The 22,350-nt window shown below is 60.4% G+C and carries 27 protein-coding genes; 17 read left to right on the top strand and 10 right to left on the bottom strand.

Annotated features, from left to right (window positions below):
* Window positions 1–5 precede the first annotated feature (5 nt).
* Window positions 6–638 (bottom strand): TetR family transcriptional regulator C-terminal domain-containing protein, encoded by a 633-nt coding sequence (locus tag ACSQ26_RS23000; protein WP_436013021.1) that lies wholly within the window; start codon window positions 636–638, stop codon window positions 6–8.
* A 1-nt stretch (window position 639) separates the two neighbouring features.
* Window positions 640–1,515 (bottom strand): dimethylarginine dimethylaminohydrolase family protein, encoded by an 876-nt coding sequence (locus tag ACSQ26_RS22995; RefSeq protein ID WP_436013019.1) that lies wholly within the window; start codon window positions 1,513–1,515, stop codon window positions 640–642.
* A gap of 203 nt (window positions 1,516–1,718) precedes the next feature.
* Here ACSQ26_RS22995 and ACSQ26_RS22990 point away from each other — a divergent pair, with 203 nt between their 5' ends.
* The 4 genes from ACSQ26_RS22990 (at window position 1,719) to ACSQ26_RS22975 (ending at window position 4,916) form a co-directional block, all read left to right on the top strand.
* Window positions 1,719–2,492, top strand: coding sequence for an ABC transporter ATP-binding protein (locus tag ACSQ26_RS22990; RefSeq protein ID WP_436013017.1), 774 nt, complete (start codon window positions 1,719–1,721; stop codon window positions 2,490–2,492).
* Window positions 2,493–2,525: 33 nt separating this feature from the next.
* The gene (locus tag ACSQ26_RS22985) at window positions 2,526–3,305 is read left to right on the top strand and encodes a transporter substrate-binding domain-containing protein (RefSeq protein ID WP_436013015.1); all 780 of its coding nucleotides are present in this window, start codon (window positions 2,526–2,528) and stop codon (window positions 3,303–3,305) included.
* A gap of 67 nt (window positions 3,306–3,372) precedes the next feature.
* Window positions 3,373–4,092 carry an ABC transporter permease gene (locus ACSQ26_RS22980; protein WP_436013013.1) on the top strand — a complete coding sequence of 240 codons (720 nt, stop codon included), beginning with the start codon at window positions 3,373–3,375 and terminating at the stop codon, window positions 4,090–4,092.
* Window positions 4,089–4,916: an ABC transporter permease subunit gene (locus ACSQ26_RS22975; protein ID WP_436013011.1), complete on the top strand. Its 828-nt coding sequence runs from the start codon at window positions 4,089–4,091 to the stop codon at window positions 4,914–4,916. Before ACSQ26_RS22980 ends, ACSQ26_RS22975 begins: the two co-directional genes overlap by 4 nt.
* Window positions 4,917–5,111: 195 nt before the next feature.
* Here ACSQ26_RS22975 and ACSQ26_RS22970 read toward each other — a convergent pair whose 3' ends face one another.
* Together ACSQ26_RS22970 and rpmB are read right to left on the bottom strand one after the other, a co-directional pair.
* Window positions 5,112–5,747, bottom strand: coding sequence for a VUT family protein (locus tag ACSQ26_RS22970; protein WP_436013009.1), 636 nt, complete (start codon window positions 5,745–5,747; stop codon window positions 5,112–5,114).
* A gap of 127 nt (window positions 5,748–5,874) precedes the next feature.
* Window positions 5,875–6,159, bottom strand: coding sequence for a 50S ribosomal protein L28 (gene rpmB, locus ACSQ26_RS22965; protein WP_436013007.1), 285 nt, complete (start codon window positions 6,157–6,159; stop codon window positions 5,875–5,877).
* A 248-nt stretch (window positions 6,160–6,407) separates the two neighbouring features.
* On the opposite strand from rpmB, the gene ACSQ26_RS22960 reads away from it, so the two are divergent.
* The 3 genes from ACSQ26_RS22960 to ACSQ26_RS22950 are packed head-to-tail and all read left to right on the top strand — an operon-like array spanning window position 6,408 to window position 9,100.
* On the top strand, window positions 6,408–7,184 hold the full coding sequence (locus ACSQ26_RS22960) for a DUF3108 domain-containing protein (RefSeq protein ID WP_436013005.1): 777 nt from the start codon (window positions 6,408–6,410) through the stop codon (window positions 7,182–7,184).
* A gap of 24 nt (window positions 7,185–7,208) precedes the next feature.
* Window positions 7,209–8,093 carry an aromatic amino acid exporter YddG gene (yddG, locus tag ACSQ26_RS22955; RefSeq protein WP_436013003.1) on the top strand — a complete coding sequence of 295 codons (885 nt, stop codon included), beginning with the start codon at window positions 7,209–7,211 and terminating at the stop codon, window positions 8,091–8,093.
* Window positions 8,090–9,100, top strand: a complete 1,011-nt coding sequence (locus ACSQ26_RS22950; protein ID WP_436013001.1) for a glutamyl-Q tRNA(Asp) synthetase — start codon at window positions 8,090–8,092, stop codon at window positions 9,098–9,100. The genes yddG and ACSQ26_RS22950 overlap by 4 nt, the downstream gene beginning before the upstream one ends.
* On the opposite strand, the gene ACSQ26_RS22945 is transcribed toward ACSQ26_RS22950, so the two are convergent.
* Window positions 9,062–9,952, bottom strand: coding sequence for a YihY/virulence factor BrkB family protein (locus ACSQ26_RS22945; protein ID WP_436012999.1), 891 nt, complete (start codon window positions 9,950–9,952; stop codon window positions 9,062–9,064). The genes ACSQ26_RS22950 and ACSQ26_RS22945 overlap by 39 nt on opposite strands.
* Before the next feature lie 120 nt (window positions 9,953–10,072).
* Between ACSQ26_RS22945 and ACSQ26_RS22940 the strand changes: the two genes are divergently transcribed.
* From ACSQ26_RS22940 to ACSQ26_RS22930, 3 genes are read left to right on the top strand one after another with little or no spacing between them, the layout of a single operon-like run.
* Window positions 10,073–10,906 carry an SDR family oxidoreductase gene (locus tag ACSQ26_RS22940; RefSeq protein ID WP_436012997.1) on the top strand — a complete coding sequence of 278 codons (834 nt, stop codon included), beginning with the start codon at window positions 10,073–10,075 and terminating at the stop codon, window positions 10,904–10,906.
* A gap of 17 nt (window positions 10,907–10,923) precedes the next feature.
* Complete coding sequence (locus ACSQ26_RS22935) at window positions 10,924–11,127, top strand: twin transmembrane helix small protein (RefSeq protein WP_436012995.1); 204 nt, start codon at window positions 10,924–10,926, stop codon at window positions 11,125–11,127.
* Between the two features lie 34 nt (window positions 11,128–11,161).
* Window positions 11,162–11,740, top strand: coding sequence for a cob(I)yrinic acid a,c-diamide adenosyltransferase (locus ACSQ26_RS22930; protein ID WP_436012993.1), 579 nt, complete (start codon window positions 11,162–11,164; stop codon window positions 11,738–11,740).
* Window positions 11,741–11,752: 12 nt separating this feature from the next.
* Here ACSQ26_RS22930 and ACSQ26_RS22925 read toward each other — a convergent pair whose 3' ends face one another.
* Window positions 11,753–12,124, bottom strand: coding sequence for a hypothetical protein (locus ACSQ26_RS22925; protein ID WP_436012991.1), 372 nt, complete (start codon window positions 12,122–12,124; stop codon window positions 11,753–11,755).
* Between the two features lie 168 nt (window positions 12,125–12,292).
* Between ACSQ26_RS22925 and ACSQ26_RS22920 the strand changes: the two genes are divergently transcribed.
* The 7 genes from ACSQ26_RS22920 to ACSQ26_RS22890 all read left to right on the top strand — a co-directional run bounded on the left by ACSQ26_RS22920 (window position 12,293) and on the right by ACSQ26_RS22890 (window position 17,896).
* Window positions 12,293–13,066 (top strand): rhomboid family intramembrane serine protease, encoded by a 774-nt coding sequence (locus tag ACSQ26_RS22920; RefSeq protein WP_436012989.1) that lies wholly within the window; start codon window positions 12,293–12,295, stop codon window positions 13,064–13,066.
* Window positions 13,067–13,257: 191 nt separating this feature from the next.
* Window positions 13,258–14,004: an electron transfer flavoprotein subunit beta/FixA family protein gene (locus ACSQ26_RS22915; protein WP_436012987.1), complete on the top strand. Its 747-nt coding sequence runs from the start codon at window positions 13,258–13,260 to the stop codon at window positions 14,002–14,004.
* Window positions 14,005–14,035: 31 nt separating this feature from the next.
* Window positions 14,036–14,965 (top strand): electron transfer flavoprotein subunit alpha/FixB family protein, encoded by a 930-nt coding sequence (locus tag ACSQ26_RS22910; RefSeq protein ID WP_436012985.1) that lies wholly within the window; start codon window positions 14,036–14,038, stop codon window positions 14,963–14,965.
* A gap of 231 nt (window positions 14,966–15,196) precedes the next feature.
* A complete protein-coding gene (locus ACSQ26_RS22905) occupies window positions 15,197–16,081 on the top strand; it encodes a 3-hydroxybutyryl-CoA dehydrogenase (protein WP_436012983.1) in 885 nt (294 codons plus the stop codon).
* A 126-nt stretch (window positions 16,082–16,207) separates the two neighbouring features.
* The gene (locus ACSQ26_RS22900; RefSeq protein WP_436012981.1) at window positions 16,208–17,221 is read left to right on the top strand and encodes an aldose epimerase family protein; all 1,014 of its coding nucleotides are present in this window, start codon (window positions 16,208–16,210) and stop codon (window positions 17,219–17,221) included.
* A 73-nt stretch (window positions 17,222–17,294) separates the two neighbouring features.
* A complete protein-coding gene (locus ACSQ26_RS22895; protein WP_436012979.1) occupies window positions 17,295–17,522 on the top strand; it encodes a type II toxin-antitoxin system Phd/YefM family antitoxin in 228 nt (75 codons plus the stop codon).
* Window positions 17,519–17,896, top strand: coding sequence for a type II toxin-antitoxin system VapC family toxin (locus ACSQ26_RS22890; protein WP_436012977.1), 378 nt, complete (start codon window positions 17,519–17,521; stop codon window positions 17,894–17,896). Before ACSQ26_RS22895 ends, ACSQ26_RS22890 begins: the two co-directional genes overlap by 4 nt.
* An 18-nt stretch (window positions 17,897–17,914) precedes the next feature.
* Here ACSQ26_RS22890 and ACSQ26_RS22885 read toward each other — a convergent pair whose 3' ends face one another.
* The 4 genes from ACSQ26_RS22885 to ACSQ26_RS22870 form a co-directional block, all read right to left on the bottom strand.
* Window positions 17,915–18,982, bottom strand: a complete 1,068-nt coding sequence (locus ACSQ26_RS22885; RefSeq protein WP_436012975.1) for an ABC transporter ATP-binding protein — start codon at window positions 18,980–18,982, stop codon at window positions 17,915–17,917.
* 3 nt (window positions 18,983–18,985) lie between these two features.
* Window positions 18,986–19,819: a carbohydrate ABC transporter permease gene (locus ACSQ26_RS22880; RefSeq protein WP_436012973.1), complete on the bottom strand. Its 834-nt coding sequence runs from the start codon at window positions 19,817–19,819 to the stop codon at window positions 18,986–18,988.
* 4 nt (window positions 19,820–19,823) lie between these two features.
* Window positions 19,824–20,756 (bottom strand): carbohydrate ABC transporter permease, encoded by a 933-nt coding sequence (locus ACSQ26_RS22875; RefSeq protein WP_436012971.1) that lies wholly within the window; start codon window positions 20,754–20,756, stop codon window positions 19,824–19,826.
* A gap of 304 nt (window positions 20,757–21,060) precedes the next feature.
* A complete protein-coding gene (locus ACSQ26_RS22870; protein ID WP_436012969.1) occupies window positions 21,061–22,320 on the bottom strand; it encodes an ABC transporter substrate-binding protein in 1,260 nt (419 codons plus the stop codon).
* Window positions 22,321–22,350 lie beyond the last annotated feature (30 nt).

The following is a 22,350-nucleotide window of genomic DNA, read 5'->3' as shown; positions in this document are numbered from 1 at the left end:
TTCGTTTATTTCTTCTCAGTGAGCGAAATGCCGAGCAGCCGCTCGACGGATGAAAGCGCGACATGGGCGAGTTCGCCCTCGCCGAACATGTCGGCGGCCATCGAGCCTTCGAGCCAGAGCCCGTCCATCAACCCGTTGATGGCGATGGCGAGATAGCGTAGTTCCCCCGGCGCGAGCTTGCGGCCGGTCTCTTCGAGTGCGGCGCCGATATGCGCCTCGAGCTTGTCGCGAAATGCGAGGTAGCCTTCGCGATGGATGGCAGCCAGCGCTTCGTCTACCGTGATCTGCGAGATGAAGGTCGCCCAGAGCGACAGGTTGCGCGGATCGATGATCGGCGGCTTGAAATTCGCAATGACGAAAATCCTGAGCCGGCTGACCGCATCCGTGCCGAGTTCCTCGGCCGCGTCGCTGGCCGTCTCGAACATGGTGTTCATGATCGCCCGATAGGCAGCCTGGAACATCAGTTCCTTGCTGACGAAATAGTGGCGGATCAGGCCCGGCGTCACGCCGGCACGGTCGGCGATCTCGCGCACGGTCGCACCCTGGATCCCGGATTCGGCGATCGCATCCAGCGTCGCGGCGATCAGGTCCTGACGCCGCACCTCTACGCTTTCGTGATGGAAGGACCGCCGCGTCATGTCAGGCTGCCCTGAGCACGGGGCGGGTAAGGCAGGTCGGGCCGCCCTCGCAGGCGATGCAGAGCGCATCGGCCTCGAAGGTCTCGACCACGCAGCCCTCGGCTTCCATCGCAGCCTTGGTCAGCGGGAAGCCATCGACCATGATCACATGCTTGGGCGAGGTCGGCAGGACGTTGAGGTTGAGGCCATTCGAAGTGGCGAATTCCTCGGCCGGCGCGACGATCATGCGGATGCCGCGTTCCTTGAGCAGCAGGTAGAATGCGGCCGGCATCAGCGGCGCATGCACCAGCGCCAGATCGTCGGCTAGCGGCGAGATCACGCTCATCAGGTGCAGACAGGCTTCCTCGCCTTGCCATAGCGGCAGGTCGAAGCAGAGAACGGTAACGCCGAGCGGCTTAAGGATTTCCTGCATCTGTTCAATGCCGGCCTGGTTGGAGCGGACGCCACGGCCGATGGCCAGCGTCTTCGAATCGACCCAGACGCAATCACCGCCTTCGACCGTGCCCGGCGCCTTGATGCGGCCGAGTATCGGAATGCCGGCATCCTTGTAGGCATCCTCGTGCATCTTGCCCTCGGGCACCCGCAGCCGCTTGCCCATGCGCAATATGATCGCACCCTGGTCGGTCATCAGCGAGGGGTCGTGGGTGAACATCGAATCGGCCAGGCCGTCACCCGCATCTTCCATCCACTGGATGACCGCGCCGGACTTTTCCACAAGCGCCGCGAAGTTCGCATACTGCGCGATTGCCCTCTCGCCGTCGAAGGTCGGACCGTAATGCCATTCGGACGCATTGGCCTCAAGCAGGCTTTTGCCGGGGCGGCGCATCAGCACGCGGGCAAGCGGACTGGACATCGCCTGAGAACCGAAGGCGTTCATTATTTTCTCCATGAATGTGGTAACCGGCCGATTGCATCCGGTCCTTGTGACGGAAAGTGGATTATACACTTGAATAATTTAAGAACAAGTGATTTACTGATTTTTAACGCGACGAAAGAGGCCAGTGGCTTTCATCGTAAAAACATAAACTGGGGAACAAGAATGAACACGGATAGATCCAAAATCCGGTATTGGCGGTATTCATGAGTGAGTCGGCGGAAGCGATTCAAGTCGCTGATCTGCATAAAGAATTCGGCCCCCTGGAAGTCCTGAAGGGTGTGTCGCTGACAGCCCGGCAAGGCGATGTGATCGCGATCATCGGCGGTTCCGGTTCGGGCAAATCCACCTTCCTGCGCTGCATCAACATGCTGGAGCTTCCGAGCGCCGGCACGATCACTATTCATGGCGAGACGATCGACATGAAGAAGGATGGCCATGGCGGCTTGATGCCTGCCAACCGCAAGCAGGTTCAGCGCATCCGTTCGCAGCTTGCCATGGTGTTCCAGAACTTCAATCTCTGGCAGCACATGACCGTGATCCAGAACGTCGTCGAGGCGCCGATCCATGTGCTCGGCGTGCCGAAGGACCAGGCCATGGCGCGCGCGGAAACCATCCTCAAGCGGGTCGGGCTTTACGAGAAGCGCGATGTCTATCCCGGCTTCATGTCCGGCGGCCAGCAGCAACGCGCGGCAATTGCCCGGGCGCTCGCCGTGGAGCCGCTTGCCATGCTGTTCGACGAGCCGACCTCGGCACTCGATCCGGAACTGGTGGGCGAGGTTCTGGCCGTCATCGGTGATCTCGCCAAGGAAAAACGCACGATGATCCTCGTCACCCACGAGATGAAATTCGCGCGCAACGTGGCCAGCCACGTCGTCTATCTCCGGCAGGGCATCGTCGAAGAACAGGGACCGCCCGAACAACTGTTCGGCGACCCGCAGTCCGAGCATCTGAAACGCTTCATCAGCTCGGTCCACTAATCAACAAGCCAAACCAGAAACTGGGAGAACAGTATGAAAAACGGTTTGAAAATCGCAGCCCTCGCTCTCGCGATCGGCATCACGGGCGGTGCATCGGCCTATGCCGAACAGGTCAAGGTCGGTTTTGCCGCCGAGCCCTATCCGCCCTTCACCTCGCTCGACGCTTCGGGCAAGTGGGTCGGCTGGGAAGTGGAATTCGCCGAGGCGATCTGCAAGGAAGCCAAGCTCGATTGCGTGATCACCCCCGTTGCCTGGGACGGCATCATCCCGGCGCTGACCACCAAGAAGATCGACATGATCGTCGGCTCGATGTCGATCACCGAGGAACGCCTCAAGACGATCGACTTCTCCGACAAATATTATAACACCCCGACCGGCATCATCGGCCGCAAGGACGACAAGTTCGACGCGACGCCAGAGGGCCTGACGGGCAAGATTCTCGGCGTGCAGGTTTCGACCGTCCATCAGGATTATGCCAACAAGCATTTCGGTTCGACCGCTGCCGAGATCAAGGAGTATCAGACGCAGGACGAGGCAAATCAGGATCTCGCCGCCGGCCGCGTCGATGCTGTTCAGGCCGACGCCCTGGCGCTCGACGCGTTCATCAAGTCGGAAGCCGGCGCGTGCTGCGAACTCAAGGGCAACGTTGCCGAGGACGTCGCCGTTCTCGGTCCCGGCGTCGGCATCGGCCTGCGCAAGGAAGACGGCGCGCTCAAGGAAAAGCTGAATGCCGCAATCAAGGCGATCCGCGCCAACGGCAGCTATGACACGTTCTCGAAGAAGTATTTCGACTTCGACATCTATGGCGGCTGATGCCGGCTGATCCCGGCGCGCGGCATCGGTCGCGCGCCACCTTTTCCTCCAGGCGGCGACATCGTGCATGTATGAAGCCCTGACTTCTGTCTTGAATCTGGATTTTCTGGCCGGTTGGGGCCACACGCTCCTCGATGGCTTCATCAACTCGATGTATATCGCCTTCGGCGGCTATGCCCTCGGCATGGTGATCGGCTTGCTCGGCGCATCGGGCAAGCTCTATGGCGGGGTCGTCACCCGCGATCTGCTGGAAGTCTACACGACAGTTGTCCGCGCTGTGCCCGAACTGGTCCTCATTCTCATCCTCTATTATGCCGGCACCGAGGCGCTGAATGCCGTGCTGATCCGCATCGGCATCGGCCAGGTCGATATCAGCGGCCTTGTCGCCGGTATCGTGGTTATCGGCGTCTGTTTGGGTGCCTATCTGACGGAGGTCATACGCGGCGCGATCAAGGCGGTTCCGAATGGCGAGATAGAGGCGGGGCGCTCCTATGGCATGGGCCCCTTCCAGATCTTCCGCCGCATCATATTTCCCGCCATGCTGCCGCATGCCCTTCCCGGCCTCGGCAACTACTGGCTGACGACAACCAAGGACACAGCGCTGCTCGCGGTCGTCGGCTTCACCGAACTGACGCTGGCCACTCGGCAGGCGGCCGGCGGCACCAAGCACTACATGACCTTCTATCTCACTGCGGGTGCGATCTATCTCGCCGTGTCGATCGTGTCGGGCCTGATCATCAAGATCATCGAAGCGCGCTTCGGCCGCGGCATGGTGAGGCCGGCATGATGAGCGACACCACCACCGCCCACAGTCCAGCTGTTCCCATTGCGCCCAAGCGCATCAACTGGTTCATGCCGCATCGAGTCATAATGATGCTGATTGCCGCCGGGCTCGTCATCCTGGCTGCCACGACGATGCGCTGGGACTGGATTCCGCAGTATCAGAACCAATTACTGGTCGGTATAGGGCGGACGTTGGCACTACTGTTCTCGAGCGTCATCGTCGGCCTCCTCCTCGCCATTCCGCTGGGCTTGGCCCAGGTCACCGGGCCGAAGCCGCTAGGCTGGCTCGCGGCAAGTTTCTGCGGCATCATCCGCGGCACGCCGCTGCTGCTGCAGCTGTGGCTGCTTTACTACGGGCTCGGCTCGATCCTGGCGGCAAACCCTGATTTCCGGAAGGAATATCCCGAGATATTCTATTACATCAGGCAGGCCTGGCCCTACGGCTTCCTGGCGCTGATGCTCTCCTTCGCCGCCTATGAGGGCGAGGTGATGCGTGGCGCCTTCAAGGGCGTGCCGCGTGGCGAGCTCGAGGCTGCAAAATCCTATGGCATGGGACCTTGGACGATGTTCCGCCGCATCTGGCTGCCCCGCGCGCTCCACCGCGCCTTGCCCACCCTGACCGGCGATACGGTGCTGCAGTTGAAATCGACGCCGCTGGTAGCGACGATCACCGTCGTCGATGCCTATGGCGTGATTTCCAAGGTCAGGCAGGCGACCTACCTGACCTATGAACCGCTGCTGCTGCTGGCCTTGATCTACATGATCCTGACCGGCATCATGGTCGTCGCATTCCGCTATTTCGAGAACATGGTTCCGAGCAAGCGTTAGCGGCTGCTTCTCTTAAGTAAGACCCCGCCCCAAACCCCTCCCCACAAGGGGGAGGGACTTAACCCGTGGCACCGCTCTACCCAAATCAACGCTTGCAACAAGTGGAAGCGGTGCAAATTAAGGAAAGAGCGTGCGGCAAGCTAGCCCCTCCCCCTTGTGGGGAGGGGTTGGGGCGGGGTCTTTCTAATTTGAAACTCAGGCCTTCGCCACACCGGGCATCGGCTTCAGCGTGCTCATCAGTGCGCCATAGGGCAGCAGCAGCACGATCGCAAACAGCATCTTCACCGAGAGATCGCCGAGCGCCCAGGAGATCCAGCGTGGCGCATCCGCCGCCATGACGCCGAGGATTGGCGCGTGTTCGATCGCATAGGCGTCGTTTGGCCCGAACACAGAGAAGGCCGGCGCGAACGCGAAGGAGAAGAACATTGCGGTGTCGAGGATCGAGCCGAGCATGGAACCTGCGAGCGGCGCATGCCACCAGCTCTGCCTACGAAGCCGGTTGAACACCGAGATGTCGAGCATCTGGCCGAACAGAAAGGCAAGGCCCGACGCGATCGCAATACGCGGAAGAGAAAGGTACCAGGACAGCGCCACGCCCACGACGAAGCCGCACAGCACGACGAGGCGCGCATACTTGGGCCCGAACTGGCGGTTGGTAAGATCCGTCACCAGGAAGGCGAACGGAAAGGTGAGGGCTCCCCAGGTCAGGAGGTCGGCGAGGTTGATCGCGCCGAGCATGCCCTGCACCGGATACTGCACGAGGATATTGGAAGCGACGACGACAAGCGTCATCAGCATGATGTAGACGAGGGTATAGCGCTGGGTCAGCATTTTTTTATCCTGGGTGATGCCACCAGTTGGAGGAACGACGGGATGGGCGATGTGCCCACGTGAAAATGACAAAAGGCCTGAACGGTCGCCCGGTCAAGCCTTGGGTCGGAAAACCGGATGCCTGAAATCAGGCAGCGACCTTCTTTTCGATCTGGCGCTTCAAGAGGCGTGCGCGGATAGACAGTTCGCTGGCATCAGCCTTGGCGAGGAAGGCATCGAGGCCACCGCGGTGTTCAACCGAACGAAGGGCATGTGCCGAAACGCGCAGGCGGAAACGCTGGCCGAGCGCATCGGAAATCAGCGTCACCTGGCAGAGGTTCGGCAGATAGCGGCGCTTGGACTTGTTGTTCGCATGGCTGACATTGTTTCCAACCAGGACGCCCTTGCCGGTCAGTTCGCAAACACGGGACATGGTATCACCTATTCTCTTAATCTAGCCGGACAAACTGAAAACGGACCCGAAATTCGGGCCCGCGCGCCGCTGGCCTGTTTTTGAAGTTGCGGTTCCATAGTTGGAGCGGCCGGACCTGTCAAGACTATCCTTGGATTTCGAGGAATTTTCTGACAGGGCGGAGCGTTCCTGAGAGAGCCTTCCTATATGTCACGCAGAAAAAACACAAAGAATCCGTAAGTGCGGGTCATTCGTTGCAGGGCGTTATCATGGTCAGAGCTTTTGCCGCTACATTCCTGTCGTTTTGCACGGCTTTCGTGCCGTGGGCGGCAGGGGCGGAGCCGGTTCGGCATCGTGCGGATTTCGACATCCAGCTGGCTGGGCTGCCCTTCGCGCGCGCCAGCTTCAATTCCCGGCGCGATGACAATCTCTATGAGATCCAGGTCAATTTCGAGTCCGCCGGCGTCGGCGAGATGGTTTCGGATTTGACGGCCGAGCTCGTCTCGACGGGGGTGATCGGCGACAGCGGATTGCAGTCCCAGCGCTATTTTCTCCAGTATCGCAAGGGCAAGCGGCATCGGCTGTTCGAGACCGAATTTAGGGATGGCGATGTGGTGTCGACCCGCATCGAGCCCCAGCGCGACCGCTCGCGCCAGAAGAACTGGGTGCCGGTGATGCCGGAGGATCTGAAGGCCGTGACCGATCCCTTGGCGGGGCTCATTCAACCGGGCGGCAGCGATCCCTGCAAGCCGCTGATTCCGGTCTATGATGGCGAAACCAGGCTTGACCTGACCCTGGAGCCTCGACGCGAAGATACGTTCAAGACCGATGGCTTCGATGGCAAGGTCGTGGTCTGCGGCATGCAATACAAGCCGCTCGCGGGCTATCGCAAGGGCAGCGCCGAGGCCGAATTCCTGCGCCGCCTGAAGAGCATGGAAATCTGGTTTGCGAAGACGGAGCGGATGAATGTATATGCTCCGGTGTTTTTCTCCGTCCCGACAAGGTTTGGCACCCTCACCATGAAGGCCACGCATTTCGACGGATAATCCGGCTTCAAGGAGAGCTTTCCGGTGAATATGCGCGCGACCTCGATAGGCTTTTCCGCGATCCTGATGTGGTCGCTGCTGGCATTGTTAACAGCCGCCTCCGGCAAGATGCCGCCGTTCCAGCTCTCGGCGATCTGCTTCGCCATCGGGTCGCTGCCGGGGATCATCCTGTTCATCGCGCGACCCGAGCGGCTGAAACTGCTGAAGCAGCCGGTCGCGGCCTGGGCTACCGGCATTATCGGCCTGTTCGGCTATCATTTCCTCTATTTCACGGCACTCCGGAACGCGCCGCCGGCTGAGGCGGGCATGATCGCCTATCTCTGGCCGCTGTTCATCGTGCTGGGCTCCGCCATGCTGCCGGGCGAACGGCTGCGGGCCGTCCATATCATCGGCGCGCTGATCGGCTTTGCCGGCGCCGCACTGATTCTCTCCGGCCGCGTTGGCGGTTCCGAGCAGTTCACCGACACCCAGCGCTATATGGGTTATGCCGCAGCCTTTGCCTGCGCGATCACCTGGGCGAGCTATTCGCTGCTCAGCCGCCGATTCGGCAATGTGCCGACGGATGCGGTGACCGGTTTCTGCCTGGCGACATCAATCCTCTCGGCGATCAGCCATCTGTTCCTCGAGACGACAGTCTGGCCCACCGCATCGACCGAATGGCTGGCGATCCTGGGTCTCGGGATATTCCCGGTCGGTCTCGCCTTTTACGCCTGGGACTATGGTGTCAAGAAAGGTGACATCCAGCTGCTCGGCGTGGCGAGCTATGCTGCCCCGGTCCTGTCCACGCTTGCTTTGATCGCGGCCGGCTTTGCCGACGCCACATGGCAGGTTCTGCTCGCCTGCGTTCTGGTTCCGGGCGGCGCCCTGTTGGCTGTCTCCGGCACGGTTTTCAAGAAGAAGGCCGCATGACGGAACGGCCGATCTTTCGCTTCGCGCCCAGCCCGAATGGCGAACTGCATCTCGGCCATGCGCTCTCGGCGATCCTCAATTTCGACATGGCAAAAGAAGTGGGAGGCCGCTTCTTGCTGCGTATCGAGGACATCGACCCCGCCCGCTGCCGGCCGGAATATGAAGGGCAGATATATGACGACCTGCGCTGGCTGGGACTCGATTGGGAAGAGCCGGTTCGGCGTCAGTCAGAGCATGTTGCAGAGTATCAGGCGGCGCTCGATCAACTGAAATCACGGGGACTGGTCTATCCGGCCTTCCTCTCTCGCGCCGAAGTGAAGGCACATGTAGGGGATTACGAGCGGAATTGCGGTCGCTGGAAATACGATCCGGATGGTTCGCCGCATTATCCGACCGGCGAGCGGGATCTTGACCCGGTGGAGGCAGAGGCGCGGATCGCGCGCGGGGAGCGGCATATGTGGCGTTTGAATATGGAGAAGGCGCTGGCCCAGATTGGGAATGCCCCTCACCCTAACCCTCTTCCCGTAAGAACGGGGAGAGGGGACGCTGGAAACGTAAGCGGTGCCACAAGTCCCTTCTCCCCGTCGTTACGGGGAGAAGATGCCGGCAGGCAGATGAGGGGCAGCGCCAGAACCCTCACCTGGACCGAAACCAACACTGGCACCCCCCAATCCACCCCCGCCAACCCATCCGTCTGGGGCGATGTCGTGCTGTGCCGCTGGGACGCGCCCTCGAGCTACCATCTCTCTGTCGTGCTCGACGATGCCCTGCAGGGTGTGACCCACGTGGTGCGCGGCATGGACCTGTTCCACGCCACCCATGTCCACCGCCTGCTGCAGGTCCTGTTCGGCCTGCCGGCGCCCACCTACTACCATCATCCGCTGATCAAGGACGAATCAGGCCAGAAGCTCTCGAAAAGCATCGCCTCGACAGGTATCCGCACGCTGCGCGAGGCCGGCGAGACCCCGTCAGGGATCCGTCGCCGGCTCGGACTCCCGATCGCGTGAACCGCGCGCGATGAGGTCACGTACGCGGTATTTCAACAGCGCGGCATTGATCTCGGCGCCGAGAATGAAGATCACCCCGGTCATGTAGAGAAACACCAGCGCGATCATGATCGACGCCAGGCCCGCATAGGTCGCGGCATAATTGGCGAAGCTGCCGATATAGTAGCCGAAGATGAAGGCGCCGCCGATCCAGGCGAGGATGGTCAGCACGATGCCCGGAACGACATCGAGGAACCGCCTTCGCCCCGCCGGCAGGTATAGGTGGCAGACGAGGAGTGCGATAAGCACCGTCGCAAAGGCGCCCCAACTCGACCAGCTATCGACGACGATCAAGAGGTCCGTAGCCCACGGCACCCAGCGCCCGGCATATCTTAGCGCCAGCGGCGCGGCCACCAGGAAAATCGACAGCATGACCAGCGCCATCACCGCCGCCAGCACGTAGCCGAGACTGATTGGCCGGGTGATGTACCACGGCCTCGGCTCCACCACCCGGTAGGCGCGGTTAAGCGAGATGCGCAGCGCTTCCACGCCGTTGGAGGCGAAATAGAAGGCCGCCAGCACCGAGATGGTCAGCAGCCCGCCGCGCGGTATGGTCAATACCTGCGTCACCTCGCGCGCGATCGGATCGGCGATCGTCGCGGGCAGGTTGTCGAAGATCAGGTGGACGGCGGTTTCCGAAAACTGGTCGGCGCCGAGAAAGGTCGCCAGCGTCGTGCCGAAGATCAGGAATGGGAAGATCGCCAGCAGGATCGACAGCGCGACATGGCTCGCCATCGCCCAGCCGTCATCCTCGGTGAAGTGCCAGAATGCGTCGAAGCAGACTTTCCATATGATCCGGAGAAAAAGCGGCATTCCACCTCGCTGGGTCTGTTCATGCATTTAACGCGCTAGCGCGCGCTTTCGTTGAGGCCATTGCGCAGGCAATGCCGAATATGGGAAACAACCACCCAATTGTACAGGAAGCATCGGCAAATGGATCAAAAACCGGCGATCATCGTCACGGGCGCATCAACGGGCATCGGCGCTTACTCAGCCCGGGCGCTCAAACTCGATGGCTGGCGGGTGTTCGCCACCGTCCGGCGTGACGAGGACCGGACCACTCTCGAAGCTGAGGGCATCGAGACCTTTCTGATGGACTATACCGACTCCGCTTCCATCCATGCCCTGGTCGATGAGGTGCTCGCCCGCACTGGCGGCAGGCTCGACGCGCTCTACAACAACGGCGCCTATGGCCAGCCCGGCGCGGTCGAGGACCTCAGGACCGATGTGCTGAGGCTGCAATTCGAGACCAATGTCTTCGGCTGGCACGAGCTGACACGGCGGGTGATCCCGGTCATGCGCGCCCAGGGCCATGGCCGCATCGTCAATTGCTCGTCGATCCTCGGCCTGGTGCCGTTCCGCTGGCGCGGTGCCTATAATGCCTCGAAATTCGCGCTCGAGGGCCTGACCATCACCATGATGATGGAGCTTCGCGGCTCCGGCATCGAAGTGAGCCTGATCGAGCCCGGCCCGATCCGTTCCGAATTCATGGCCAATTGCCTCAAGGCGGTCGAGGCGCATATAGATCTCGAAAATACCGTCCACAAAGTCGAATACGCGCGCCAGCTCAAGCGCCTCCGCGGCGAATTGTCCGGGGCAAAGGGCAAGCTCGGACCGGAAGCGGTCTATGAAGTCCTCAAGCACGCCTTGACGTCGCCGAGGCCCAGGCCCCATTATATAGTCACGAAACCCGCAAAGCGCGGGGTGCTGCTCAAGCGGCTTCTGCCCTCCCGCCTGTTCTACAGGATCATGGGAAGCCTGGGCTGACTATAAGGACCACTGTCATGGGTACCGTAACCTACTTCCTCGCCATCGTGGTGATGTTCGCGGTCGTCGTCGTGCTGATACGCGGCCTGGTGAATATGCTGAAGGGCGGGTCCGGAAACACCTCGAACAAGCTCATGCAGACGCGTGTCATCCTCCAGGCCATCGCGGTTGCGCTCATCATGCTGACGCTCTGGCTGACCGGCGGAGGCCGGCCAGCCTGATAATATTGATGTCTCCCTGGGTGGCGCTGAACGCATGGTAAAGCTCAACAAGATCTACACCCGCACCGGCGACAACGGCACGACGGGCCTCGCCACCGGCCCGCGCCGCTCCAAGAGCGATCTCCGCATCGAATGTTTTGGCGCGGTTGACGAGACCAATGCGACATTGGGCCTCGCCATGCTGCATGTCGGCGCCCATCCGATGCTCGCTGAAATGCTGCCGCGCATCCAGAACGATCTTTTTGATCTTGGCGCCGATCTCGCGACACCGGATACCGGCGAGAAAATGGAGTGGGAACCGCTTCGCATCGTGGCGGCGCAGGCCGAACGCATCGAACACGAGATCGACCTCCTCAACGGCGCACTCAAGCCGCTCAATTCCTTCATCCTACCGGGTGGTTCGCCGTTATCGGCTTATCTCCATCTCGCCCGCACCGTTTCCCGCCGCGCAGAGCGCCTGATGGTGGCGCTGGGCGAACGCGAGGGCGAGATCGTCAGCCCCGAAGCGCTGAAATATGCCAACCGGCTTTCGGATTTCCTGTTCGTGGCCGCGCGGCATGCCAACCGCAAGGGCGAGGCGGATGTGCTGTGGGTGCCAGGGAAGAATAGGTAGCAGTCGTTATCCTCACACCGGCTTCATGAGAAAAAACATCACTGCCTGATACAAGAAAATATTCGCGTAAATGGCAATCACAGGGCCGCACCATAAGATATTCCAGCCTTTGCTCTTTATGAATTTGCAAATGGCAATTACTCCGACACCGTAATTAGCCCAGAATACGATAAAGCCAGCATACATCAAGGCTACGGCACCGCTCCATGCGGCGATCGATACGTAGTCGGAAGCCCAAAGATCGGCTGGCATCTCTGCTCCAACCGTTCCGCGCAGCATTATGCCAAAACGTGCGAGCCAAGCCGATATCCAGAAGAGGACGAGGTGGACTATCAAGGCCCCGATCGCGAACGGTGGAGTTACCTTCTTCGAAATAATCGGCAACAAAGTTCCCCCAAAATCGATAAGCAATCTGTCGTGTAAAGGTGACCAATTCGTCAATGTAGCGACAGCGTTTCGACAACAGCCTCGATCGCTGGCGACCTCTTGTGGGGAAGGGTTGGACAAGGCTACTAATACACGTAACTCGCCGCAGGGGAGATCAAGCCGCAGATGTTCGTGCCGCTCTATGACGTCAATGCGCTGAAACATATCCGCGTCCAGTATGTCACCATCTCCATCATCGTCATCAATGTCGCCATATGGCTGGTGACCGGCTTTGCCGCGACCGACGAGTTCTCGGGTCGTGCCTCGATGGGGCTGGGCTATATCCCGGCGCTGCTGTTCGACAACCGGCAGCTCGATCCCTCGCTCTATCTGATACCCGAGGACTATACCTACATCACCTATGCCTTCCTGCATGGTGATTTCTGGCATATCGCCACCAATATGCTGTTCCTCTGGGTCTTCGGCGACAATGTCGAGGACGCAATGGGACATGTGAAATTCCTGATCTTCTACCTGCTCTGTGCTGCCGCGGCCGCATGGTTCCATGGCTTTCTCGATCCGCATTCGACAGGCCCGCTGATCGGCGCATCAGGCGCGATTTCGGGCGTCGTCGCATCCTATTTCCTGCTTCATCCCAAGGTGCGGATATGGGTGCTGATCCTCTGGCGCATTCCGCTGCCGTTGCCGGCTTTTATCCCGCTGATTTTCTGGATCCTGCAGCAATTCTACATGCTGGTGGTGGACAACGAGGGCAATGTCTCCTGGGCGGCGCATGCCGGCGGCATTCTTTCCGGCCTGGTGCTGACGCCGGTCCTGAAGCGCTGGCGCGTGCCGCTGTTCGATCGCGCCATCGTCAGCCCCAAGGCTGTCGAGCACACAGAAAGTGATCCGGCGACGGTCGAGGCGCCGCAAAAAACTCCACCCCATTGGGGTCGTTAAAATCGATTGAAGCCGCTGCTGGCAATGTTGACCTCGACGGGGCCGCTCTATATTCCGGTTGCGACATCGCCAAATGCTGAATATTCACCGGCCGATGGCGAGAATGGCGCATGACTATGCCGCGCCTAGACAATCAGGAAAGGGCGTAAATAGCGCATTTTCCGCCGGACTCTTGTTAGGGAAGGACCTCCATGAAGATTCTCGTGACCGTGAAGCGGGTTGTTGACTACAACGTCAAGATCCGCGTGAAGCCCGATGGTTCGGGCGTCGAGCTTGCCAACGTGAAGATGTCGATGAATCCGTTCGACGAAATCTCGGTTGAGGAAGCGCTGCGCCTAAAGGAAGCGGGCAAGGCCGAGGAAGTCGTGGTGGTCTCCGTCGGTCCGGCGAAGGCCGAAGAGACGCTGCGTACCGCGCTCGCCATGGGTGCGGATCGCGCCATCCTGGTCGAGACCGACGAACTGGTCGAGCCTCTGGCCGTTGCCAAGATCGTCAAGGGCGTCGCCGAAGCCGAACAGCCCGGCCTCGTCATCGTCGGCAAGCAGGCGATCGATGACGATTCCAACCAGACCGGCCAGATGCTGTCGGCACTGCTCGGCTGGGCCCAGGCGACCTTCGCCTCCAAGGTCGAGATCAATGGCGACAATGCCAACATCACCCGCGAAGTCGATGGCGGTCTGCAGACCATCAACGTCAAGCTGCCGGCCGTGGTCACCTCGGATCTCCGCCTCAACGAGCCGCGTTACGCCTCGCTGCCCAACATCATGAAGGCCAAGAAGAAGCCGCTCGACAAGAAGACGCCCGCCGATTACGGCGTCGATGTCACGCCGCGCCTCAAGGTCGTCAAGACCGAGGAACCCTCGGGCCGCAAGTCCGGCGTCAAGGTCAAGTCGGTCGGCGAGCTGGTTGAAAAGCTCAAGTCCGCCGGCATCATCTGATCCACAACAAGCAAGATAAGGAACAATAACAATGACTATTCTTCTTGTTGCCGATCACGACAACGCTCATCTCTCCGACCAGACCAACAAGGCACTGACCGCCGCCAGCCAGATTGGTGGCGATGTCCACGTGCTGGTCGCGGGCAAGGGCGTCAAATCGGTCGCCGACCAGGCCGCCAAGCTCGCCGGCGTCTCCAAGGTCCTGCTCGCCGAAAGCGACGAATACGGCCATTTTCTGGCCGAGCCGCTGGCTGCGCTGATCGTTGCCATGGCTGCGGGCTATGACACGATCATCACCGCTGCGACCACTTCAGGCAAGAACGTCTTCCCGCGCGTCGCAGCCCTGCTCGACGTGCCGCAGATCTCCGAGATCACCGATGTCGTGTCGGCCGACACGTTCAAGCGCCCGATCTATGCCGGCAACGCCATCCAGACCGTGCAGTCGACCGAAGCCAAGAAGGTTATCACCGTCCGGACCGCGAGCTTCGCATCCGCTGCGGAAGGTGGCTCCGCCACCGTCCAGACGATCGCCGCCGAAGCCAATCCGGGCCTTTCGTCCCATGTCGGCGACGCGCTGTCGTCGTCGGATCGTCCCGAACTGACCTCGGCCAAGATCATCATCTCGGGCGGCCGTGCACTCGGTTCGGCCGAGAAGTTCAAGGAGTTCATCCTGCCGGTCGCCGACAAGCTCGGCGCCGCAGTCGGTGCTTCGCGCGCTGCCGTCGATGCGGGCTACGCTCCCAACGACTGGCAGGTCGGCCAGACCGGCAAGGTGGTCGCACCCGACCTCTATATCGCAGCCGGCATTTCGGGCGCGATCCAGCATCTCGCTGGCATGAAGGATTCCAAGGTCATCGTCGCGATCAACAAGGACGAGGAAGCCCCGATCTTCCAGGTCGCCGACTACGGCCTCGTCGCCGACCTCTTCGAGGCCCTGCCGGAACTCGAAAAGGCGCTTTGAGCCTGATCCGAAGACACACGGACCCCCCGGCAAGGCAGTCCGCCCCGGGGGTTTTGTTTTGCTTCGCCACGCGTCTTCACCATGCCGGATAAGTCATTTCGCAAATGCGAAAAAAGGCTGGAATTGGTCAGGGAAGGGAAGTATCAATAGCTGGGCTTGCGAAATGGCATGCGCGGCATCTATTATCCGGTACTTCAAGCAAAAAAGCACGCCGGGCGTTCGACGGGAAACATGATGGGCAGTGAAATCAAGACGGTTGGCATTATCGGTGCGGGCCAGATGGGCAACGGCATCGCCCAAGTGGCAGCCGCCGCCGGGTACCGCGTGCAGCTATACGACCTCTCGGCGGAGAGGATCGAGACCGCGCTCGCCACTGTCAATGGAAACCTGGCGCGCCAGGTCGCAAGCAGCAAGATCACGGAAGAAGAGCGCAAGGCCGCGCTCGCCCGTATCTCCGGCTCCTCCGACATCAACGACCTGGCTTCGGCCGACCTCGTCATCGAGGCCGCCACCGAGGAAGAGGCGACCAAGCGCAAGATCTATAACCAGGTCTGTCCTGTCCTGAAGCCCGAGGCGATCCTCGCCACCAACACCTCGTCGCTGTCCATCACGCGGCTGGCCTCGGCCACGGACCGGCCCGAGCGGTTCATGGGCATCCATTTCATGAATCCGGTGCCGGTGATGAAGCTGGTCGAGCTCGTGCGCGGCATCGCCACCGACGAGAAGACCTTCACCGCGGCCAAGGAATTCGTCGGTTCGCTGGAAAAGACGATCACCGTCGCCGAGGATTTCCCGGCCTTCATTGTCAACCGCATCCTGCTGCCGATGATCAACGAGGCGATCTATACGCTTTATGAAGGCGTGGGTTCTGTCGATGCGATCGACACCGCGATGAAGCTCGGCGCCAACCATCCGATGGGTCCGCTGCAACTGGCCGATTTCATCGGCCTCGACACCTGCCTGTCGATCATGCAGGTGCTGCATGACGGTCTCGCCGACTCGAAATACCGGCCGTGCCCGCTGCTGGTCAAATATGTCGAGGCCGGCTGGCTGGGTCGCAAATCCGGTCGCGGCTTCTACGATTATCGCGGTGCCGTCCCCGTTCCCACCCGCTGATCTCGGGATATCGAGATGCTTATCAACCCCTTTTTGACGCTTCGGCGTCGAGAGGGGTTTTCTGTTGTTGCGGCTGGCTGAAAAATCATACAATTTCCCTGCCGAGCATTCCGGGAGTGAGACCAGATGGCAAAGAGCGAGACATTCGGCACAGGCCGTAATGGGGAAACCGTGACCCGTGTTTTCCTGAACGGCGGTGGGCTGAGCGCCAAAGTGCTGACCTGGGGCGCGATCATCCAGGATCTCAGGCTCGAAGGCCATGCCGCGCCGCTTGTGCTCGGCCATGAGAACATGCCGAATTATCTCTACCATTCGCCCTATTTCGGCGCCACGCCCGGCCGTGGCTCGAACCGGATCGCCAATGGCCGCTTCACGATCGACGGCCACGAATACCAGCTCGAATGCAACGAGAAGGGTGTGACCCATCTCCATGGCGGCTCTGATGGTATCGCCAACCAGAACTGGGAGATCATCGACCTCGCAGACGATCGCGTGACGCTCAAGGTCGTCGATCCCTCGGGCCGCGCCGGTTATCCCGGAAACTGCACTGTTACCGCGACCTATCAGTTGAAGCCGGGCGGCGTGCTTTCCGCCGTCTATGAGAGCATCACGGATGCGCCGACGATCGCCAATATCTGCCAGCACAGCTATTTCTCACTAACCGACGGCCACGATACATCCGACCACGAGCTGATGATCGCAGCCGATAGCTACCTTCCCACCAATGCGCTGCAGATACCCGAAGGCGGCCCGAAATCCGTCGAGGGCGCGCCCTTCGATTTCCGTGTGATGAAGCCGATCATCCAGGAGGAGAATGGCCAGCGCGTGCTCTACGACCACAATTTCTGCCTGTCGGATGAACGTGTGGAAAAGCGTCATGTCGCGCATGCCAGGAGCCCGAAATCGGGCATAAACCTGCATGTCCACACGACCGAACCCGGTGTCCAATTCTACGCGGCCTTCAAAATGAATGTAGAGGTTCCGGGTTTGGATGGCCTAAGCTACCCACCAGGCGCGGGCTTCTGCCTGGAAACACAGATCTGGCCGGATGCCATCAACCAGCCCGGCTTCCCCAATGCCGTGCTCCGCCCCGGCGAGGTGTTGAGGCAGGAAACGAATTACGTGTTTTCGAAGAGTTGAGGCGGCGTGTTTGCCTAAGCGATGACGGCGGATTATATTGTTGGCAATCAGCCGATGCTGTAGAGGTCTCGCAATGAACGTCTCAGTCAAGGACGCCAAGGAACTACTGGAAGAACTGGTTCGCCGCGCGAAGGCTGGCGAGCATATCGTCGTGACCAGTAATGGCGAGAAAATCGCGGAAGTCGGTGCTGTGACAGATTCCAAGCCTAAGAAGAGCATTTTAGGCGCTTTGAAGGGCAAGACGTGGATGGCGGATGACTTTGACGAGCTTGGACCCGAATGGGATGAATATATGAAATGAGCGAGCGACGCTTTCTCGTCGATACGCATATCCTCATTTGGGCCATGGAAGGAGACGCCAAACTCCCGGGAAAATACCAGCAGATTGTTGCTGATGGATCGCTCATCTATGTGAGCATAGTGTCTCTCTGGGAAATCGCGATCAAGACATCGATTGGAAAGCTTGAAATTCAAGCTGATGTCATCGAGACTTTGCGGGAATATGACATTGAAATTCTGCCGATGACAGTTTCACATATAGAAGCCGTCCGCACCCTCCCGCACCACCACCGCGATCCGTTCGATCGCATGCTCATCGCCCAGGCGATGACCGAGGATTTGAGCCTGCTGACGGTCGATCGCCATTTCGCGCTTTACGGCGTCACGATAGCCTGAACTCGTCCGGGAAACCGTTCAATCGATCCTGCGCCCCTCGGCATCGAAGATATGCAGATGCTGGGGCGGGAAGGCGACCTGGATCTTTGGGCCAGCGGCGAGCATGGCGCGATCGAGCGTGAACAGCTTGAACGGCAGGCCGTGCAACGAGGCATGTACGATGATGCCGAAACCCGTCGGCTCCATGAGTTCGACACTTGCCGTCATCCCCCCTTCTTGGACGACCGTGACATGTTCGGGCCGCACGCCAAGCGTCACCTGCGCATTCGGTTCGATGCCGTTGTTGGTTCGCACCGGAAGAGCGGTGCCGTCCGCAAGCCGGATCGTCGCTTGCTCGCCCGAGAACACGCATTGCGCTTCGAGGAAATTCATCCCCGGCGAGCCGATGAAGCCGGCGACGAACAGATTGGCCGGCCGATCGTAGAGATCGAGCGGCGTGCCGACCTGCTGCACCACGCCGCCATGCATGGCGACGATCCGGTCGGCCAGTGTCATCGCTTCGATCTGGTCGTGGGTCACGTAGATCGATGTCGCCTTGAGGTCGGCATGCAGTTTTTTGATCTCGGCGCGCATCTGTTCGCGTAGTCGCGCGTCGAGATTGGATAGCGGTTCGTCGAACAGGAAGGCTTTTGGCTGTCGCACGATGGCGCGACCCATGGCGACGCGCTGGCGCTGGCCGCCGGACAGTGCCTTCGGCCGGCGCTCCAGCAACGGATCGAGCCCGAGCTTTGTGGAGGCGGCGGCAACGGCGGCAGCGATCTTTTCCTTCGCCTGTTTCCTCAGCCTCAAGCTGTAGCTCATGTTGTTTGCGACATTCATATGCGGATAAAGCGCGTAGGACTGGAACACCATCGCAATGTCGCGGTCCTTCGGCGCGAGATCGTTGACCCGACGGCCGTCGATGCTGATATCGCCGCCGCTGAGCTCTTCGAGCCCCGCGATAATCCTGAGCAGCGTCGACTTGCCGCAGCCCGAAGGCCCGACCAGCACGATGAATTCGCCGTCCCTGATATCGAGATCGACGCCGTGCAGGACATGCACTTTGCCGAAAGACTTCTGGACGTTCTGGATGTTGATGGAAGCCATGGGTTAACCTTTCACGGCGCCGGCCGTGAGGCCTTGGACGAGATAGCGCTGGATGAGCAGGAAGAAGAGGCCGGCCGGAATGAGCGCCATGACCCCCGCCGCCATCATCTGCCCGAAATCGACCGAGAATTTCGACACGAAGGTGAGCAGGCCGACAGGGAAGGTCGCGGCGTCGTTGCCGTTGATCAACATCAGGGCGAAGAGCAATTCACTCCACGCTGCCGTGAAGACGAAGCCCAGTGTCGCGGCGATGCCAGGCAGCGTCAGCGGCAGGATGATTTGGCGGAAGGCAACGAATTGCGTGGCGCCGTCGATCATTGCCGCCTCTTCGAGATCGCGCGGAATGCCGTCGAAGAAGGACTGCATCAGAAAGGTCGCGAAGGGCACGTTGAATGCGGTGTAGACGATGACGAGACCGGTCAGGCTGTTGGTCAGCCCGAGCGGCGACAGGATCTTGAAGATCGGCGCCACCAGCATGACCAGCGGGAACATCTGGGTCAGCAGCATCAGCGCCACGATCCAGTATTTGGCGCGGAAGGAGAAGCGGGACAGTGCATAGCCGGAGAGTGACGCGCAGACCGTCACGGCAACCGCCGTCGATGCCGAGACGATCAGGCTGTTCTTGAAGAAGGTCGGAAAAGCACTGTGCCGCAGCACGAAGGAATAATGCTCCCAGGTCATCTCGGACGGCCACATCCGCACGCCCTCGCTATAGAGCAGCTTGTTCGGCGTCACCGATACCTTGAGCAGCCAGAACAGCGGAAAAAGCGCGAAGACGATATAGACGAGGATCGCCAGTCGGTGCGCAATGGTAGGAATTATGCTGCCTGATCTCATGGTCTCAATCCTTCAACAGCATCTGGCGGAGCAGGATGATCAGCATCGAATAGGCGAGCAGCAGCACCAGCAGCACCAGCGCGATCGCCGAGGCATAGCCGAAATCGAGCGCCCGGAAGGCCTGGGTGAAAATATAGCTCGCGACGATCTGCGTCCGGTCGGCAGGACCACCGGATGTCATCACCACGATCAGGTCGGCGAAGTTCGAGACCCATACGGTGCGGAGGAGCACGGTGATGGCGATCGTCGGCGCCAGGAACGGCAGCGTGATCGAGCGGAACCGCTGGAACCAGCCGGCGCCATCGATCGAAGCCGCCTCGTAGAGGTCGCGCGGGATCGCCTGCAGTGCGGCCAGCAGCGTGATGGCGAAGAAGGGAATGCCCCACCAGACATTCGCGATGATCGGTCCCCACATCGCATAATGCGGGTCGGACAGGATATTGCCCGGCTCGTTCATCAGGCCCATCGCATAGAGCCAGTGCGGAATAGGCCCGATAACAGGATTGAACAGCCATGCCCAGTTGAGGCCGGCGAGAAAGCTCGGCACGGCCCAAGGCAGGAAGACCAGAGCCTGGACCACGCCCCGGCCATGAAACGGCTTGTCGAGCAGCAGCGCAAGGATCAGCCCGAAGATGAATTGCAGGAGGACGGAAGCGCCGGTCCACCAGAGCGTGTTCTTCAGAGCGCCATAGAATGAAGCGTCCTTGGACAGTGTCCGGAAATGATCGAGCCCTATAAAGCCGCCCGAGAAGGGATTGAGCAGCACGATATCGCGGAAGGCATAGGAAATGCCGATAACCAGCGGCACCAGCATGACCCCGGCGATCAGGATCAGTGACGGCGCGCTATAGAGATAGGGCGTCGAACCGTCGGCCAGGCGCTTCAGCCACGGCTTGCGGTCGCGGCGTTCGTCGATCATGTCGGCAGAAATTGTCATCAGCGAAGTGGTTCCGTCATTGATCTGTCTTTGCTGCGTTGTCGAATCGCCGTGGGCCTCGTCTAGGGGAACCCCTCATCCGGCCCTTCGGGCCACCTTCTCCCCAAGGGGAGAAGAGGTAACCAAGCCATTCCCGCTCGCCACGCGATCCGCTGGCTCCAAGGGTGACCCTCTCGTGGGGCGGTACGTCTTGCTTCCGCTTTTCCCCTTGGGGAGAAGGTGGTCGAAGGCCGGATGAGGGGTTCTCTCACATATTATGGCGGCGGCCGGCTACCCCAGCCGCCCGCCGCCGATCTCGCCCTGCTTACTTCTTGGCGAGATGTTTCTGCTGGGCCTTGGTCAGGTAATCGGCCCACTGGTCGGCGAGATCCTTCGGCGAGATTTCGCCAAGGAGAGCCTGCTGCGAGGTCTTGATCGCCAGCGAATCCTTGAAGAAGGCGAATTCTTCGAGGTAGGTCGGCATCACGGTCGGCACCGTGTTCGGATCGGCCAGTTCCTCGAACCAGCCCTTGAACTGGTCACCAGCATAGAAGGGATCCTTCTCGGCGGATTTGAGCGCCGGCAACGCGCCGACGCGCTTGTTCCACTCGATATTGCCTTCCGGGCCTTCGAGGGTGGCGATCAGCTTCCAGGAGAGATCCTTGTCCTTGGTGGTCGAGAACATCGACCAGCCCGCATAACCGATGGTCGGATAGGACTTGCCATCCGGGCCCTTCGGCAGCGGCATGACGCCGAAATCATCCTTGTTCATGCGTTCTGCAATGGCGATCAGCGCGTCCGGATCCTGATCGAGGAAGGCGCAGGTCCCGGAATAGAAGCCGGCGACGATCTCGTTGAAGCCCCAATTGATACTGTCCTTCGGCGCATAGCCCTTCTTGTATAGGTCGACCATCCACTCGAAACCCTTGACCCAGCCTTCGCTGTTCATGGTCGACGTGCCGTCTTCCTTGAAATAAGTGTTGTCGCCTGCCATCGAGGCAGCGAAGATCATCCAGCCGTTGAGACCACCCGGGCCGCCGCGCATGCAGTAGCCGTATTTGCCCGGCAGCTTGGAGATCGCCGCGGAAGCTGCGGTGAATTCCTCGAGTGTCTTCGGCGGCTCCTTCACGCCTGCCTCGGCGAGAAGCTTCTTGTTGTAGAACATCGCACGAAGATAGAAGCCGTATGGCAACATATAGGCCGTATCCTTGACGTCGCGGCCGAGGTCCAGCGCACGCGGGGTCAGGTCGCCGGTATGCTCCCACTTTTCGAGATAGGGCTCGAGGCTTTCGAGCATGCCGTTATTGGCATAGAGCGATAGCCAGGTATCCGGCATTTCCATCACGTCGGGCGTGTCGCCGGCGGAGACCATGGTGGCGAACTTCTGGAAGGCTTCGCCCCACGGCAGCGAGATGATCTCGACCTTGGTGCCGGGATTGGCCGTCTCGAACTTGGCGACGATCGATTTCAGCGTTTCGGTGCGCTCTGGGCTGGTGATCACTTCCACCAGTTTCAGCGTGGTGTCGGCAAGCGCCGTTCCCGCCATCATGGTGGCGAAGAGTGCCGCGGTAATCAGTCTTTTCATGTCCGTTTCTCCCAGTTTCGGTTCTTAGGT

Source organism: Rhizobium sp. LjRoot254 (assembly GCF_964254105.1).
Taxonomy (GTDB): domain Bacteria; phylum Pseudomonadota; class Alphaproteobacteria; order Rhizobiales; family Rhizobiaceae; genus Rhizobium_E.
Note: the sequence above shows the minus strand (reverse complement) of the source record. Positions and strands in the feature narration are given on the sequence as shown.